Origin of the sequence: Streptomyces filipinensis, assembly GCF_014649495.1 — a bacterium.
Taxonomy (GTDB): Bacteria; Actinomycetota; Actinomycetes; order Streptomycetales; family Streptomycetaceae; genus Streptomyces; species Streptomyces filipinensis.
Window position 1 is genome coordinate 256,385 of the sequence record NZ_BMTD01000006.1, and the last position, 14,033, is coordinate 270,417.

Consider the following 14,033-nt stretch of genomic DNA (forward strand, 5'->3'; position numbering starts at 1 on the left):
GGTCTCGGGGACCATCCGCCAGCAATCGGAAGCACGGGAAGAGATGTCGGCACCCAATAAGTCGTACGACCCAGTCGAGGTCGAGGCGTTGAAACCGGAAGAGATCGAGCGCATGCGGGACGAGGCGCTCGCCGCCTTCGCCGCAGCGAGCTCCCTCGACGCGCTCCACGAGGCCAAGGTCGCCCACACCGGCCCGGCCTCCCCGCTGGCCCTGGCCAACCGCGAGATCGGCGCCCTGCCCCCGCACGCCAAGGCCGAGGCCGGCAAGCGGGTCGGCATGGCCCGCGGCGCCGTGAACAAGGCCCTCGCCGCCCGCCAGGCCGAGCTGGAGGCCGAGCGCGACGCCCGCGTGCTGGTGGAGGAGGACGTCGACGTCACGCTGCCGTACGACCGCGTCCCGGCCGGCGCCCGCCACCCGCTCACCACCCTCTCGGAGCGCATCGAGGACATCTTCGTGGCCATGGGCTACGAGGTCGCCGAGGGCCCGCAGGTCGAGGCCGAGTGGTTCAACTTCGACGCCCTCAACATCGGCCCGGACCACCCGGCCCGCGGCGAGGCCGACACGTTCTTCGTGCAGGGCCCCGACGGCGGCACCGAGAGCGGTGTCGTGCTGCGCACCCACACCTCGCCGGTCCAGATCCGCTCGCTGCTCGACCGCGAGCTGCCGGTCTACGTGATCTGCCCCGGCCGCGTGTACCGCACCGACGAGCTGGACGCCACGCACACGCCCGTCTTCCACCAGGTCGAGCTGCTCGCCGTGGACGAGGGCCTGACCATGGCCGACCTCAAGGGCACCCTGGACCACATGGTCCAGTCCCTGTTCGGCGAGGGCATGAAGACCCGGCTGCGGCCGAACTTCTTCCCCTTCACCGAGCCGAGCGCCGAGATGGACATGCTCTGCTACGTCTGCAAGGGCGAGTCCGTCGGCAACCCCGACCGGCCCTGCCGCACCTGCTCCAGCGAGGGCTGGATCGAGCTGGGCGGCTGCGGCATGGTCAACCCGCGGGTGCTCACCGCCTGCGGGGTCGACCCGGAGAAGTACAGCGGCTTCGCCTTCGGGTTCGGCATCGAGCGGATGCTGATGTTCCGCCACAACGTCGAGGACATGCGAGACATGGTCGAGGGTGACGTCCGGTTCACCCGGCCGTTCGGGATGGAGATCTGATGCGGATCCCGCTTTCTTGGCTGCGGGAGTACGTCGACCTGCCGGCGACGGAAACCGGCCGCGACGTCCAGGAGAAGCTCGTCTCCGCCGGCCTGGAGGTCGAGACCGTCGAACAGCTCGGCGCCGACCTCAAGGGCCCGCTGGTCGTCGGCCAGGTACTGACCATCGAGGAGCTGGAGGGCTTCAAGAAGCCGATCCGCTTCTGCACCGTCGACGTCGGCCAGGCCAACGGCACCGGCGAGCCCCAGGAGATCGTCTGCGGCGCCCGCAACTTCGCGGTCGGCGACAAGGTCGTCGTGGTCCTGCCCGGCGCCACGCTCCCCGGCGGCTTCTCCATCGCCGCCCGCAAGACCTACGGCAAGACGTCCCACGGCATGATCTGCTCCACCGACGAGCTGGGCATGGGCGACGACGGCACCCACGGCATCATCGTGCTGCCGCCGGAGACCGAGGTCGGCAAGGACGCCATCGAGCTGCTGGAGCTGGTCGACGAGGTCCTGGACATCGCCGTCACCGCCAACCGCGGCGACTGCCTGTCCATCCGCGGCGTCGCCCGCGAGACCGCCATCGCCTACGGCCTGCCGCTGCGCGACCCGGCGCTGATCGACGTACCCGCCCCGAACGCCTTCGGCTACCCGGTGCAGGTCTCCGAGCCGTTCGGCTGCGACCGCTTCACCGCCCGCACGGTCACCGGCCTGCGCCCCGAGGCCCGCTCCCCGATCTGGCTGCAGCGCCGGCTGCAGAAGGTCGGCATGCGCCCGATCTCGCTCGCCGTCGACGTCACCAACTACGTGATGATGGAGCTGGGCCAGCCGCTGCACGCCTACGACCGCACGCTGGTCCAGGGCACCATCGGTGTGCGCCGCGCCCAGGAGGGCGAGAAGCTCGTCACCCTCGACGGTGTGGAGCGCAAGCTGCACGCCGAAGACCTGGTCATCACCGACGAGCGCGGCCCGATCGGCCTCGCCGGCGTGATGGGCGGCGCCAACACGGAGATCGCCGACCACGAGGTCGGCGAGGACGGCGTCAACGGCACGACCGACGTGGTGATCGAGGCGGCCCACTTCGACGCCGTCTCCATCGCCCGCACGGCCCGCCGGCACAAGCTGCTGTCCGAGGCGTCCCGCCGCTTCGAGCGCGGTGTCGACCCCGCGGCCGCCGCGGCCGCCGCGCAGCGCACCGTGGACCTGCTGGTGCTGCTCGCGGGCGGCACGGCCGAGGCCGGTGTCACCGAGGTCATCGCGCCCTCGGCCCCGCACACCATCACCCTCCCGGCCAACCACCCGGACCGGGTGGCGGGCGTCGACTACGGCCGTGAGACGGTCGTCCGCCGCCTCCAGGAGGTCGGCTGCGACGTGTACGGGCAGGACGAGCTGATCGTCACCGTCCCGTCCTGGCGCCCCGACCTGGCCGACCCGAACGACCTGGCCGAAGAGGTCATCCGTCTGGAGGGCTACGAGAACCTGCCCTCCACGCTGCCCAAGCTCCCCTCGGGCCGCGGCCTGACCCACCGCCAGCGGCTGCACCGCCGGGTCGGCCGCGCGCTGGCCGGAGCGGGCTACGTCGAGGCGCCGAACTACCCCTTCGTCAGCGAGCAGGTCTTCGACCAGCTCGGCCTGGAGTCCGACGACCCGGCCCGCCGCGTCGTCAAGCTGGTCAACCCGCTCAGTGACGAGGAGCCCGCGCTGCGCACGACGCTGCTGCCGGGGCTGCTCGGTGCGCTGCGGCGCAACGACGGGCGGGGTGGCCACGACCTGGCCCTGTTCGAGACGGGGCTGGTGTTCCACCCCCGCGAGGAGCGGCCCGCCGCCACGCACCTGCCCGTCGACCGGCGTCCCACCGACGAGGAGATCGCCGCGCTGAACGCCGCGCTGCCCGAGCAGCCGCGGCACGTGGCCGTCGTCCTCACCGGCGCCCGCGAGCAGGCCGGCTGGTGGGGCAAGGGCCGTCCGGCCGCATGGGCCGACGCGGTCGAGGCGGCGCGTGTCGTCGCGCGCGAGGCCGGCGCCGAGCTGGTCGTGCGCAAGGGGCAGTACGGTCCCTGGCACCCCGGCCGCTGCGCCGAGCTGGTGGTCGTCGCCGACGGTGCGGAGACGGTCGTGGGCCACGCGGGAGAACTGCACCCGCGTGTCCTGAAGGCCCTGGGACTGCCCGAGCGCACCTGCGCGATGGAACTGAACCTGGACGCCCTGGAGGCGGTGGGCGACGGCGTTCCGCAGGCGCCGCGGATCTCCACGTTCCCGGTCGCCACGCAGGACGTCGCCCTCGTGGTCGACCTGCCCGTCCCGACCGCCGAGGTCGAGGCGGCGCTGCGCGCGGGCGCGGGTGAACTGCTGGAGTCCATCCGGCTGTTCGACGTCTACGAGAACGCCGAGCAGCTCGGGGACGGCAAGAAGTCGCTGGCGTACGCGCTGCGGTTCCGTGCGGGCGACCGGACGCTGACCGTGGACGAGGCCTCGGCTGCCCGGGACGCGGCGGTCGCCCTCGCGGGCGAGCGTACGGGTGCGGTGCTGAGGGGCTGAGCGCCGCGGGGACCCTTTCCCCACCGCCAGCTGCATAAATGCAGGTTGGCCTGGGTGTCCTCACTCGTTCGGGTGGTCATCGGAGGTGATCCGGTCCGCCCGGAGCCCTGCCGTGGACAGAATCGGACCGGCCTTTCGGGGTCGGTCCGTCTGCTCTGTCAGGGCCCACTTGGGGGACCAGAGGCATGAACCGCATCAAGGCACGGGCGCCCACCGCGCGTGGAGTCGTACTGACCATGCTCTGGGGAGCCGTGGCGGTCGGCTATAAGTGGGGTTGTCCGAGCGCCCAGCAGGACGGTTTCGGCGCGCGTGTCGTCACCAGCGCCGTGTTCTTCGCCGTCGGTGCCGGGCTGATACTCCACGTCCGCCGCGCCCTGCTGCGTGAGCTGCGGCAGGCCCGCCGGGTGGCACGGGCGGCGCAGAGCGTCGTCCTGCGTCCGTTGCCGCCACGTCTCGACGGGCTGGTCCTCGCCGCCGCCCAGCTCTCCGCGGAGCGGGGCGCGTGCGTCGGCGGCGATCTGTACGAGGCGATCGCCACCGAGCACGGGGTGCGGGTGGTGATGGGGGACGTACGCGGGCACGGTCTGGCCGCCCTCGGTACCGTCGCCGCCGTCCTCGGCAGCTTCCGCGAGGCGGCCCACGACGAGCCCGAACTCGGCGGCGTCCTGCGCCGGCTGGAGCGTGCGCTCGGCCGGCACCTGCGCGAACGGGCCCGCGCGGAACACCCTGCGCACGACGGCCCGGACCCCGACCACCCGGTCGCCGAGGAGTTCGTCACCCTGGTGCTCCTGGAGATCGACGGGGAGGGCGGGCTTCGGGCCCTCAACTGCGGCCATCCATGGCCGTATCGCATCAACGGTGCGCGGGTCGAGCCGTTGAGCGGGGTGGATCCGCTTCCGCCGCTGGGCCCCTTCCCGCTGCCGAAGGACCTGGAGGCCCACCCCTGTGGCCACCTGCTCCCCGGTGACTGCCTGGTCCTCTTCACCGACGGTGTGGAGGACGCACGGGACGCCAAGGGCCGGTTCTTCTCCCTGCCGACGGCCCTGCGTGAGGCCGTACGCGATCAGCCGGTCTCGCCCCAGACGGTCCTGCGCACGCTCTTCGCCGCCCTCCTGCACCACACGGCCAACGGCCCGAGGGACGACATAGCGGTCCTGGTCCTGCGGAACGATCGCACGAGAGGCAGGCTCTCCTGTCCAGGGGCGCGGGGAACGGCCCGGCAGGCACCCACGGATCCGCAGCCGACCACGCACCGCTAGCCCGTGGTCGTCCGACCCGGCCAAGCCACCGCTTTTCGAGGGGGAGCCGGCGGCTTGGCCGGATCCCCAGTCAACCGGCGGAACACGCTGAGCGACAACACGTGTACAGCGCGGATGCGAGTACTTCGTTCACACCCCGTGTGAAGGCGGAGTCACTACGCTGACCGCACCAGGCCACCCGGGGGGCATCCCATGCAGCCGAACACTCTGCTCGACGCGATCCTGGACGAGGCGGGGATCTCGCACGCCGGTCTCGCCGCCCACGTCAACCAGGCGGGCCGGAAACGGGGCCTCGCTCTGCGGTACGAACACACCGCCGTGGCGCGCTGGCTGAAGGGCCAGCGACCGCGCGGCCAGGTGCCCGACCTGATCTGCGAGGTGCTGGCGGCGCGCCTGCACCGGCCGGTCACCCTGGACGACATCGGCCTCGGAGTGCCGGGTGAGCCGAGCACACCGCACGCCGGGTCGCTCAACGGGTTCGTCGAACGCGCCACCGCGCTGTGGCGGTCCGACGAACAGGAGCGGCCGCATGTGCTCGGCGCCCCCGCCGTCACCGGCACCCCGGCCGTCATGCCGGTGTGGGAGTGGGAGAACCCGCCCGAGGACGTGGATGTCTCCCGGGGCGGCCTGCACCGGGTCACCGCGGCCGACATCGACACGCTGCGCGCGGCCCGTACGCACTACGAGCAGATGTACCGCAAGGCCGGCGGCATCGCGACCCGCACCCGGATCGTCGGCTTCCTCAACGCCGAGGCGGCCCCCCTGCTGCGCGGCAGCTACACCGACGCGACCGGACGCCAACTGCACCGGGCCACGGGCGGGTTGGTGGCCATCGCGGGTATCTGCGCGTACGACTCCGACGCCCACGGACTCGCCCAGCGTTACTTCCACCAGGCCCTGCGGCTGGCAAAGGCCAGTGGCGACCGGGGCCTTGGCGCGTATGTGATAGCCCTGCTGGTCAACCAGTCGCTGTTCATGCGGGAGTTCCGGCAGGCCGTCGCCTTCGCCGAGGCCGCGCTGCGGGCCGCCGGCAAGCACATCACCCCGGCGCTGGCCTCGGACCTGTACGCGATGCAGGCCAAGGCCTATGCCCACCTCGGCGACTCCGGCAGCGCCCTGTCCTGCATCCGGCGCGCGGAGACGGCGGCTGAACGCATCCGGCGCGGGTACGAGCCCGACGAGACGGGCTATGTCCAGCCGGGACTGGTCAATGTGCAGGTGGCCGAGGCGCTGCTGAGCCTCGGCGAGCTGGCCGCCGCCCGGGAGCATGCCGCGGCGGCGGTCGACAACCCCGCCCACGACCGCGGGCGCGTGCACCGGCTCGCCATGCTCAGCACCATCGAGCTGCGCCAGGGCAACGCCGACAAGGCGTCGGCGACCGCCGTGCAGATGGCCGAGCAGGCCCGCGGGATGGAGTCCCAGCGGCTGCGCGACAGACTGCGCGCGGTACGCGACCATCTGGCGCGCTGCGACTCGGCCGACACCGCCGAGGCCGCCGAACTCATCGACGGGGCACTGCGCGTACCGCTTTAGGACTCCGTCGGCCGTGGTGTAGGCCTGAGCAAGTCTCTGCTGCGATATTGCCACTTACGCGGCGGAAGGTGGCAGAACCGTGCAGTGGACGAAACAGAGCGAACAAACTGTGTATGCAAACCGCTGGTTCAGTGTCAACCTGGCGGATGTGGAGCTACCGGACGGCAGGCACCTCGACCACTTCCTGATCCGGCTCCGGCCGGTGGCCGTGGCTACGGTGGTCAACGAGGCCAACGAGGTTCTCCTGCTGTGGCGGCACCGTTTCATCACCGACAGCTGGGGCTGGGAACTGGCGGCCGGCGTCGTCGAGGACGGCGAGGACGTCGTGAGCGCGGCGGCCCGGGAGCTGGAGGAGGAGACAGGCTGGCGGCCGGGACCGCTGCACCACCTCATGACCGTGGAGCCGTCCAACGGTCTGACCGACGCCCGGCACCACGTCTACTGGTCCGACCAGGGCGAGTACGTCGGGCACCCCGTGGACGACTTCGAGTCGGACCGCCGTGAATGGGTCCCCCTCAAAGTCGTCCCCGACCTGATCGCCCGTGGGGAGGTTCCGGCCGCCAACATGGCGGCCGCGTTACTCCTGCTGCACCACCTCAGGCTGGCGGACGGTTAGTGGGCCACCGCCTGCCAGACCGTCACGAGCAGTGCGGCCAGCGAGGTGAGTGCGGCGAGCGAGGGCAGCGGCCAGCGCGCCTGTTCCAGCGAGGTCAAGCGGGTGTTCAACTCGTCCAGTTCCTTGGTGGTCTCCTCGGTGCGGTGACTGAGCAGCGCCAGCCCTCCCTCGACACGGGCGTAGGCCACGTCGAGGCGGCGCCGTAACTCTGCGAGTTCTCCATGGACCACGGGAAGCTCCCGATCGGCGGTCACGTGTCCACTCCTTTGTGTAGTCGAACGTGTGGGTCCCGCATTCCTTGCATGGGCATAAAGAGTGAACTCGCCTGGTGGGCGGCTGGGTAGTGTGTGCGAGGGGCATATGCGGGCCCGGCGCGCACACCGCGTGTGAAACAGATGGGCCCGGCACCTGGTCCAGGTGCCGGGCCCACAGCCCTCACATGCGGCGATCAGCCATAGGTGTAGAAGCCCGAGCCGGTCTTCCGGCCGAGCCGGCCCGCCTCGACCATCCGCTGCAGCAGCGGGGGAGCGGCGTACAGCGGCTCCTTGTACTCGGCGTACATCGAGTTGGCGATGGAGACGATGGTGTCCAGGCCGATCAGGTCGGACAGCTTCAGCGGGCCCATCGGGTGGGCGCAGCCCATCTCCATGCCGTTGTCGATGTCCTCACGGCTGGCGATGCCCGACTCGAACATCCGGATCGCGGAGAGCAGGTACGGCACCAGCAGCGCGTTGACCACGAAACCGGAGCGGTCCTGGGCGCGGATCGCGTGCTTGCCGAGCACCTTCTCGGCGAAGACCTGAGCGCGGCTGAGGGTGCCCTCGGAGGTGGTGAGCGCCGGGATCAGCTCGACCAGCTTCTGCACCGGGGCCGGGTTGAAGAAGTGGATGCCGACCACGTGGTCCGGGCGGGAGGTGGCGACCGCCAGCTTCACCAGCGGGATCGAGGAGGTGTTGGAGGCGAGGATCGCGTCCGCGCGGGTCACCACCTGGTCGAGCACCTGGAAGATCTCGGTCTTCACCTGCTCGTTCTCGACGACGGCCTCGATCACCAGGTCCCGGTCGGCGAACTCGCCCAGGTCGGTGGTGAAGCTCAGCCGCGCCTGCGTGGCGTCCCGCTCCTCCTCGGTGATCTTGCCGCGCTCGGCGGCCTTGGTCAGGGAGTTGAGCAGCCGGGTGCGGCCGATCTCCAGGGCCTCGCCGGTGGTCTCGGCGACCCTCACGTCCAGTCCGGAGCGGGCGCACACCTCGGCGATGCCCGCGCCCATCTGGCCGCAGCCCACGACTCCGACCCGCGCAATGTCTCCCGATGGGAAGCCCGTCACATCGTCCCCTTCGCTGGTGTTCCCGCACTCGCTGGCAGACCTCCGGGTTCGGCGCCTGCTCCGATCGTGCACGTTACCGCCAAGTATCGATGATCGATCGCCCGGGTGGGGGCATCCTGGGGCGCGGAACGATCCGTGACGGAGCGGATCCGGAGTGTACGGGGGTGTGCGGATGGAGCGGCTGTCACGGCGGGCCTTCACTCTGGCGGCGCTGTCGCCGCTGGTCATGGCGCCGGGCGCGGCGGCGGCACCGGCTCGCCGGACGCGCGCCGGCGGCGAGATGCGGGGCGTGTGGCTCGCGACGGTGTCCAACCGGGACTGGCCCTCGCGGCCCGGGCTCACCGCCGCCGAGCAGCGCAAGGAGCTGATCGCGCATCTCGACAAGGCCGCCCGCGACCGGCTCAACACCGTGATCTTCCAGGTGCGGCCGACCGCCGACGCCCTGTGGCCGTCCCCGTACGAGCCCTGGGCCGAGTACCTCACCGGCACCCAGGGCCGCGACCCCGGCTGGGACCCGCTGGACACCGCCGTGCAGGAGGCCCACGCCCGGGGTCTGGAACTGCACGCCTGGTTCAACCCGTACCGGATCGCGAACCACGCCGACCCCGGCCGGCTCGCCGCCTCGCACCCGGCCCGCGAGCACCCCGACTGGGTGGTGGGCTACGGCGGGAAGCTGTACTACGACCCGGGCCTGCCGGAGGTCCGCGCCTTCGTCCAGCAGGCGATGCTCGACGCGGTCGCCCGGTACCCGGTCGACGCGGTCCACTTCGACGACTACTTCTACCCCTATCCGGTGGCCGGGCAGACCTTCGCCGACGACGACGCCTACGACCGGTACGGCGTCGACTTCTCCAGCCGCGCGGCGTGGCGGCGGGACAACGTCGACCGGCTGGTGAAGGAGATGGCCGCCGGCATCCAGGAGGTCCGGCCCGGCACCCGGTTCGGGATCAGCCCCTTCGGGGTGTGGCGCAACGCCGCCACCGACCCGCTGGGCTCGGACACCCGGGCGGGCGTGCAGACGTACGACGACCTGTACGCGGACACCCGTACCTGGGTGCGCGAGCACTGGATCGACTACATCGTCCCGCAGCTCTACTGGAACATCGGATTCGCCGCCGCCGACTACGCGAAGCTCGCCGACTGGTGGGCGTCGGTCGCGGAGGGCACCGCCACACACCTGTACCTCGGCGAGGCCCTGTACAAGGCCGGGGTCGCCGGGCAGCCCTCGGCCTGGCAGGACCCGGTCGAACTGTCCCGGCACCTCACCCTCGCCGCCCGCCACCCGCAGGTGCGCGGGCATGTGTTCTTCGCCGCCAAGGACGTGGCGGCCGACCCGATCGGGGCGATGTCACGTGTGATCGCCGACCACTACGGGCGATCGGCGAAGCCGCCCCGTTGATCGAGCGCCCGCTCGTCCCGGTGCTTGACCTGGCAGTCGGGTCCGGGGGACATGATCGCCTCATGCCCGTCCTCGAACCGGACGCGGTACGGCGGGTTGCCCTCCGAGCCCAGGACCTCGACCACTTCCGAGACCTGGTCGTGTTGGCCGACCACCCTGCCGTGCTGGACAAGACGGTCACCCTTGGATGCATGCATCTGCAGGCCCTCCTCATGATCACGACCGCTGGGTGACGGCGATGCACACGAGCACGGCGACGGCGGTCAGGGGTGCGGCCGCGGTGAAATGCTCGCCCAGCAGCAGCGCCGACCACACCAGTGTGAGCAGGGGCTGAGCCAACTGCAACTGGCTCGCCCGGGGGATCCCGATCGCCGCCATGCCCCGGTACCAGACGACCAGGCCGAGGAACTGCGAGCCGAGCGCCACCCACAGCAGACCCGCGATGCCGTGCCCGGTGAGACTCACGGGTTCGTACGTCAGCGCCACCGCGGCGGCGGGCACGCTCAGCGGCAGGCACAGCACCAGCGCCCAGCCGATGACCTGCCAGCCCGGCATGACCCGGGCGAGGCGGCCGCCCTCGGTGTAGCCGGCCGCGCACACCAGCAGGGCCGCGAACAGACAGCCGTCGGCGGCCGTGAGCGCGCCGCCGCTCTGCGCGACGGTGAAGGCGACCACGGCCGCGGCTCCCGCCAGCGCGGCCTGCCAGAAGCGGCGCGAGGGGCGGCTGCCGGTGCGCAGGGCGGAGAACACGGCGGTGGTCAACGGCAGCAGGCCCACCACGACGGCGGCGTGCGCGGTGGTGGAGGTCTGCAGGGCGAGGGTGGTCAGCATCGGGAAGCCGAGCACCACACCGGCGGCGACCACGGCGAGCCCCGGCAGATGCCGGCGCTCGGGCAGCGGAACCCGGAGGGCGAGCAGACAGCCGCCCGCCACGAGAGCGGCGAGGACACTGCGCACGGCCACCAGCGACCACGGGCCGAAGCTCTCCAGGCCCCAGGCGGTGGCCGGGAAGGTCAGGGAGAAGGAGGCGACGCCGAGGGCGGCGAGACCGGTGCCGAGGCCACGGCGCTCACGGGGAGCGGTGACTGCTATCGGGCTCGGAATAGTAGCGCTACTCTGTGTTCTCATGAACCAGCGTAGCAGTGTCAGTGAACTGGCAGAAGAGCTTCGTCGGGACCTCCACCGCTACTCCCCAGGTGGAAAGCTCCCGTCGAGTCGGGCGCTGGTCGAGCGGTTCCGCGTGAGCCCGGTGACCGTCTCGCGCGCCCTCGCCCAGCTGGCGGCCGAGGGGCTCGTGGTGACCCGCCCCGGAGCCGGTGCGTACCGGGCCGGGCCGCGTCCGGCGGAGACGCCGGCCGGGGACACCTCCTGGCAGGAGGTCGCGCTGAGCGCCGACGGCGCCGCCGACCTCGTACCGCGCACGGTCGACGCCTCCGGGGTCACCGTCTCGCTGGCGGCGCCGCCGCCCGGCGTGCTGGAGTTCAACGGCGGCTATCCGCATCCCTCCCTCCAGCCGGAGCGGGCCATGGCGGCGGCGCTGGCCCGGGCCGGGCGGCGGCCGGGCGCCTGGGGCAGGCCGCCGCTGGAGGGGCTGCCGGAGCTGCGCGAGTGGTTCGCGCGCGGTATCGGCGGCGCCGTCACGGCGGCCGAGGTGCTGATCGCGGCGGGCGGTCAGGCCGCGCTGGCCACCGCCCTGCGCGCGCTCGCCCAGCCCGGCGCCCCGGTCCTCGTCGAGTCGCCCACCTACCCCGGGATGCTGGCCCTCGCCCGCGCCGCCGGCTTGCGGCCCGTACCGGTGCCCGTCGACCCCGACGGCGTACGCCCCGAACTGCTCGCCGACGCCTTCCGGGCCAGCGGCGCCCGGGTGTTCGTCTGCCAGCCGCTGTTCCAGAACCCGACCGGTGCCGTCCTGGCCCCCGGCCGGCGCGCCGAGGTGCTGCGCATCGCCCGCGAGGCCGGCGCCTTCGTCATCGAGGACGACTTCGTGCGGCGCCTGGTGCACGCCGACGCGGGCCCGCTGCCCCGCCCGCTGGCCGCCGACGACCCGGACGGGGTGGTCGTGCACGTCGGCTCGCTGACCAAGGCGACCTCGCCCAGCTTCCGGGTGAGCGCACTGGCCGCGCGCGGCCCGGTGCTGGAACGGCTGCGCGCCATCCAGGTCGTGGACAGCTTCTTCGTCCCCCGGCCGTTGCAGGAGGCGGCCCTGGAACTGGTCGGTTCCCCGGCCTGGCCGCGCCATCTGCGGAACCTGTCGGCCGAGTTGAAGGTCCGCCGCGACGCCATGACGGGCGCGCTCGCGGCACACCTGCCCGAGCTCGCCCTGCCCCACATCCCCTCCGGCGGCTACCACCTCTGGCTGCGCCTGCCCGACGGCACCGAGGGCGAGTCCGCGCTGACCGCGGCCGCCCTTCGGGTGGGCGTCGCCCTCACCCCCGGCCGCCCCTACTTCAGCGCCGAACCCCCCGCCGCCCACCTCCGCCTGAGCTTCGCCGCGGTCGCCGGGACCGGGGAGATCACCGAAGGGGTACGGCGCCTGCGGACGGCCTGCGACGAGGTGTTCCAGGGCGCGCGGACGGCGAAATCCGGTCGACGCCCCTGCGCCGGCCTGTGAGGATCCGGACCATGAGCGACACACCCGCCCTCCCCGACTGCTACGAGTTCTCCGCCGACACCGCCCGCGTCGACGTCGACCGCGTCCACGGGTGGCTGTCGGCCGACGCCTACTGGGCGATCGGCCGGCCCCGCGAGAAGCACGAGCGGGCGATGGCGTCCTCGCTGAACTTCGGCGTGTACGACCGGGCCTCGGGGGAGCAGGTGGCGTACGCCCGCGTGGTCACCGACCAGGCGCTGTTCGCCTGGCTCGCCGATGTGTACGTGGATCCCTCCGTGCGCGGCAAGGGCGTCGGCACCGCCTTCGTCGGCCGCATCCGCGACCACCTGGCGCCCTACGGTCTGCGCCGCATGCTGCTCGCCACGGCGGACGCCCACGGGGTGTACGAGAAGGCGGGCTTCCGGCCCCTGGACCGCCCCGGCCAGTGGATGGTGCACCCCTTCGCGTAGACCGCCGCCGCGGTGACCGGCCGCACACCCGCTGTAACGCACATCCGACAGCCCTTGACCTGTCCTCACTCTCGGCTCACCATCACCGCATGCCACTGAGGGTGACGTTCGTCGCCGCCGCGCGCAGCGCCCCGCTGCTCGCGGAGCGCTTCGATGACGACCGGCCGCTGGACCAGGCCGGCTGGGACGAGGTCCAGCGCGTCGCCGGGGACCTGCTGCCGCTGGCGGCGGCCGAGCTGCGCTACTGCTCGCCGACCCCGCGCAGCCGGGCCACCGGCGACGCGCTGGGGTACGCCCCGCTGGTCCAGCTCGCCCTGCGGGACTGCGACATGGGCCGCTGGCGCGGGCTGACCCTGGGTGAGGCGATGGCCCGGGAGCCTGAGGCGGTGGACGCCTGGCTCGCCGACCCGCGCGCCACCCCGCACGGTGGCGAGTCCCTGCTGGGCTTCATCTCCCGGGTCGGCGGCTGGCTGGACACCCGGCCGGTGGACGACGCCGGCCGGATCGTCGCCGTGGCCGAGCCCGCCGTGATCCGTGCGGCCCTGGTCTACGCCCTGAAGGCGCCGCCCTCCACCTACTGGAACATCGACGTCCGCCCGCTGTCCGCGTCCACCGTCACCGGCCGCGCGGGCCGCTGGAACCTGCGCCTCGACGGGGTCCGCGCTCAGTCCTCGCGCACGTAGTCCGTGGTCAGCACCAGATCCTTCGCCGGACCGCTGACCCGCCACACGGTGCGCCAGTGGTCGGCGTCCCGGACGGTGAACTCGCCCCGGTAGAGGTCGGCCGCGCAGGGGTGGCCGGTGATGTACCGCCCCGACGTCAGGTCCAGCTCGTGGAAGGGCCGGCCGTCCGCGAAGCGCACGTCCGCCGTGCCCGGCGTGGGTCCCGGCAGGAAGCGGAGCGTGCGGCTCGCCGGGCGCGCCACGCCCCGCCAGGTGAAGGTTCCGGACTCCTCGTGCAGCAGCCCGCCGTCCGGCAGCGGACGGAACACGGTGATCCCCTCGAAGCGTCCCTCGTCGCCGCTCGCCAGGTCCCGCACGCCGCGTTCGACCTGCCAGCGCCCGGCGAGATGGGCGAGGACGTCGGCCACGGGCCAGAACGAGCCCATCGTCATGCCTCCCTGTCGTGCCCGCCCCATCGACGTGCTCATACCCC

14 protein-coding genes are annotated in these 14,033 nt (G+C 72.5%); 9 read left to right on the forward strand and 5 right to left on the reverse strand.

Annotated elements, in window-relative coordinates:
- Nucleotides 1–43 precede the first annotated feature (43 nt).
- From pheS to IE244_RS16605, 5 genes are all read left to right on the forward strand, one after another.
- On the forward strand, nucleotides 44–1,165 hold the full coding sequence (gene pheS, locus IE244_RS16585) for a phenylalanine--tRNA ligase subunit alpha (protein WP_191874292.1): 1,122 nt from the start codon (nucleotides 44–46) through the stop codon (nucleotides 1,163–1,165).
- Entirely contained in the window at nucleotides 1,165–3,687 is a 2,523-nt protein-coding gene (gene pheT, locus IE244_RS16590; RefSeq protein ID WP_191874293.1) for a phenylalanine--tRNA ligase subunit beta, read from the forward strand. The genes pheS and pheT overlap by 1 nt, the downstream gene beginning before the upstream one ends.
- Before the next feature lie 185 nt (nucleotides 3,688–3,872).
- A complete protein-coding gene (locus IE244_RS16595; protein ID WP_191874294.1) occupies nucleotides 3,873–4,946 on the forward strand; it encodes a PP2C family protein-serine/threonine phosphatase in 1,074 nt (357 codons plus the stop codon).
- 192 nt (nucleotides 4,947–5,138) lie between these two features.
- Nucleotides 5,139–6,479: an NsdA family TPR-like regulatory protein gene (locus tag IE244_RS16600; RefSeq protein ID WP_191874295.1), complete on the forward strand. Its 1,341-nt coding sequence runs from the start codon at nucleotides 5,139–5,141 to the stop codon at nucleotides 6,477–6,479.
- Nucleotides 6,480–6,558: 79 nt separating this feature from the next.
- Nucleotides 6,559–7,095 carry an NUDIX hydrolase gene (locus IE244_RS16605; protein WP_031161995.1) on the forward strand — a complete coding sequence of 179 codons (537 nt, stop codon included), beginning with the start codon at nucleotides 6,559–6,561 and terminating at the stop codon, nucleotides 7,093–7,095.
- Here the strand turns inward: IE244_RS16605 and IE244_RS16610 are convergent.
- Complete coding sequence (locus IE244_RS16610) at nucleotides 7,092–7,349, reverse strand: hypothetical protein (protein ID WP_191874296.1); 258 nt, start codon at nucleotides 7,347–7,349, stop codon at nucleotides 7,092–7,094. The two genes, IE244_RS16605 and IE244_RS16610, sit on opposite strands and share 4 nt — an antisense overlap.
- 194 nt (nucleotides 7,350–7,543) lie before the next feature.
- Nucleotides 7,544–8,419, reverse strand: coding sequence for a 3-hydroxybutyryl-CoA dehydrogenase (locus tag IE244_RS16615; protein WP_031161991.1), 876 nt, complete (start codon nucleotides 8,417–8,419; stop codon nucleotides 7,544–7,546).
- A 172-nt stretch (nucleotides 8,420–8,591) separates the two neighbouring features.
- On the opposite strand from IE244_RS16615, the gene IE244_RS16620 reads away from it, so the two are divergent.
- Complete coding sequence (locus tag IE244_RS16620) at nucleotides 8,592–9,818, forward strand: glycoside hydrolase family 10-like protein (RefSeq protein ID WP_191874297.1); 1,227 nt, start codon at nucleotides 8,592–8,594, stop codon at nucleotides 9,816–9,818.
- Here the strand turns inward: IE244_RS16620 and IE244_RS16625 are convergent.
- Both IE244_RS16625 and IE244_RS16630 read right to left on the reverse strand, forming a co-directional pair.
- Nucleotides 9,788–10,015: a DUF1918 domain-containing protein gene (locus tag IE244_RS16625; protein ID WP_191874298.1), complete on the reverse strand. Its 228-nt coding sequence runs from the start codon at nucleotides 10,013–10,015 to the stop codon at nucleotides 9,788–9,790. The two genes, IE244_RS16620 and IE244_RS16625, sit on opposite strands and share 31 nt — an antisense overlap.
- A 19-nt stretch (nucleotides 10,016–10,034) precedes the next feature.
- Nucleotides 10,035–10,946 (reverse strand): DMT family transporter, encoded by a 912-nt coding sequence (locus IE244_RS16630; RefSeq protein ID WP_191874299.1) that lies wholly within the window; start codon nucleotides 10,944–10,946, stop codon nucleotides 10,035–10,037.
- On the opposite strand from IE244_RS16630, the gene IE244_RS16635 reads away from it, so the two are divergent.
- The 3 genes from IE244_RS16635 to IE244_RS16645 all read left to right on the forward strand — a co-directional run bounded on the left by IE244_RS16635 (nucleotide 10,945) and on the right by IE244_RS16645 (nucleotide 13,561).
- Nucleotides 10,945–12,429: an aminotransferase-like domain-containing protein gene (locus IE244_RS16635; RefSeq protein WP_191874300.1), complete on the forward strand. Its 1,485-nt coding sequence runs from the start codon at nucleotides 10,945–10,947 to the stop codon at nucleotides 12,427–12,429. The two genes, IE244_RS16630 and IE244_RS16635, sit on opposite strands and share 2 nt — an antisense overlap.
- Before the next feature lie 11 nt (nucleotides 12,430–12,440).
- Nucleotides 12,441–12,878 carry a GNAT family N-acetyltransferase gene (locus tag IE244_RS16640; RefSeq protein ID WP_191874301.1) on the forward strand — a complete coding sequence of 146 codons (438 nt, stop codon included), beginning with the start codon at nucleotides 12,441–12,443 and terminating at the stop codon, nucleotides 12,876–12,878.
- Between the two features lie 89 nt (nucleotides 12,879–12,967).
- A complete protein-coding gene (locus IE244_RS16645) occupies nucleotides 12,968–13,561 on the forward strand; it encodes a histidine phosphatase family protein (RefSeq protein WP_191874302.1) in 594 nt (197 codons plus the stop codon).
- Here IE244_RS16645 and IE244_RS16650 read toward each other — a convergent pair.
- Nucleotides 13,543–13,986, reverse strand: a complete 444-nt coding sequence (locus IE244_RS16650) for a DUF6314 family protein (RefSeq protein WP_191874407.1) — start codon at nucleotides 13,984–13,986, stop codon at nucleotides 13,543–13,545. The genes IE244_RS16645 and IE244_RS16650 overlap by 19 nt on opposite strands.
- Nucleotides 13,987–14,033 lie beyond the last annotated feature (47 nt).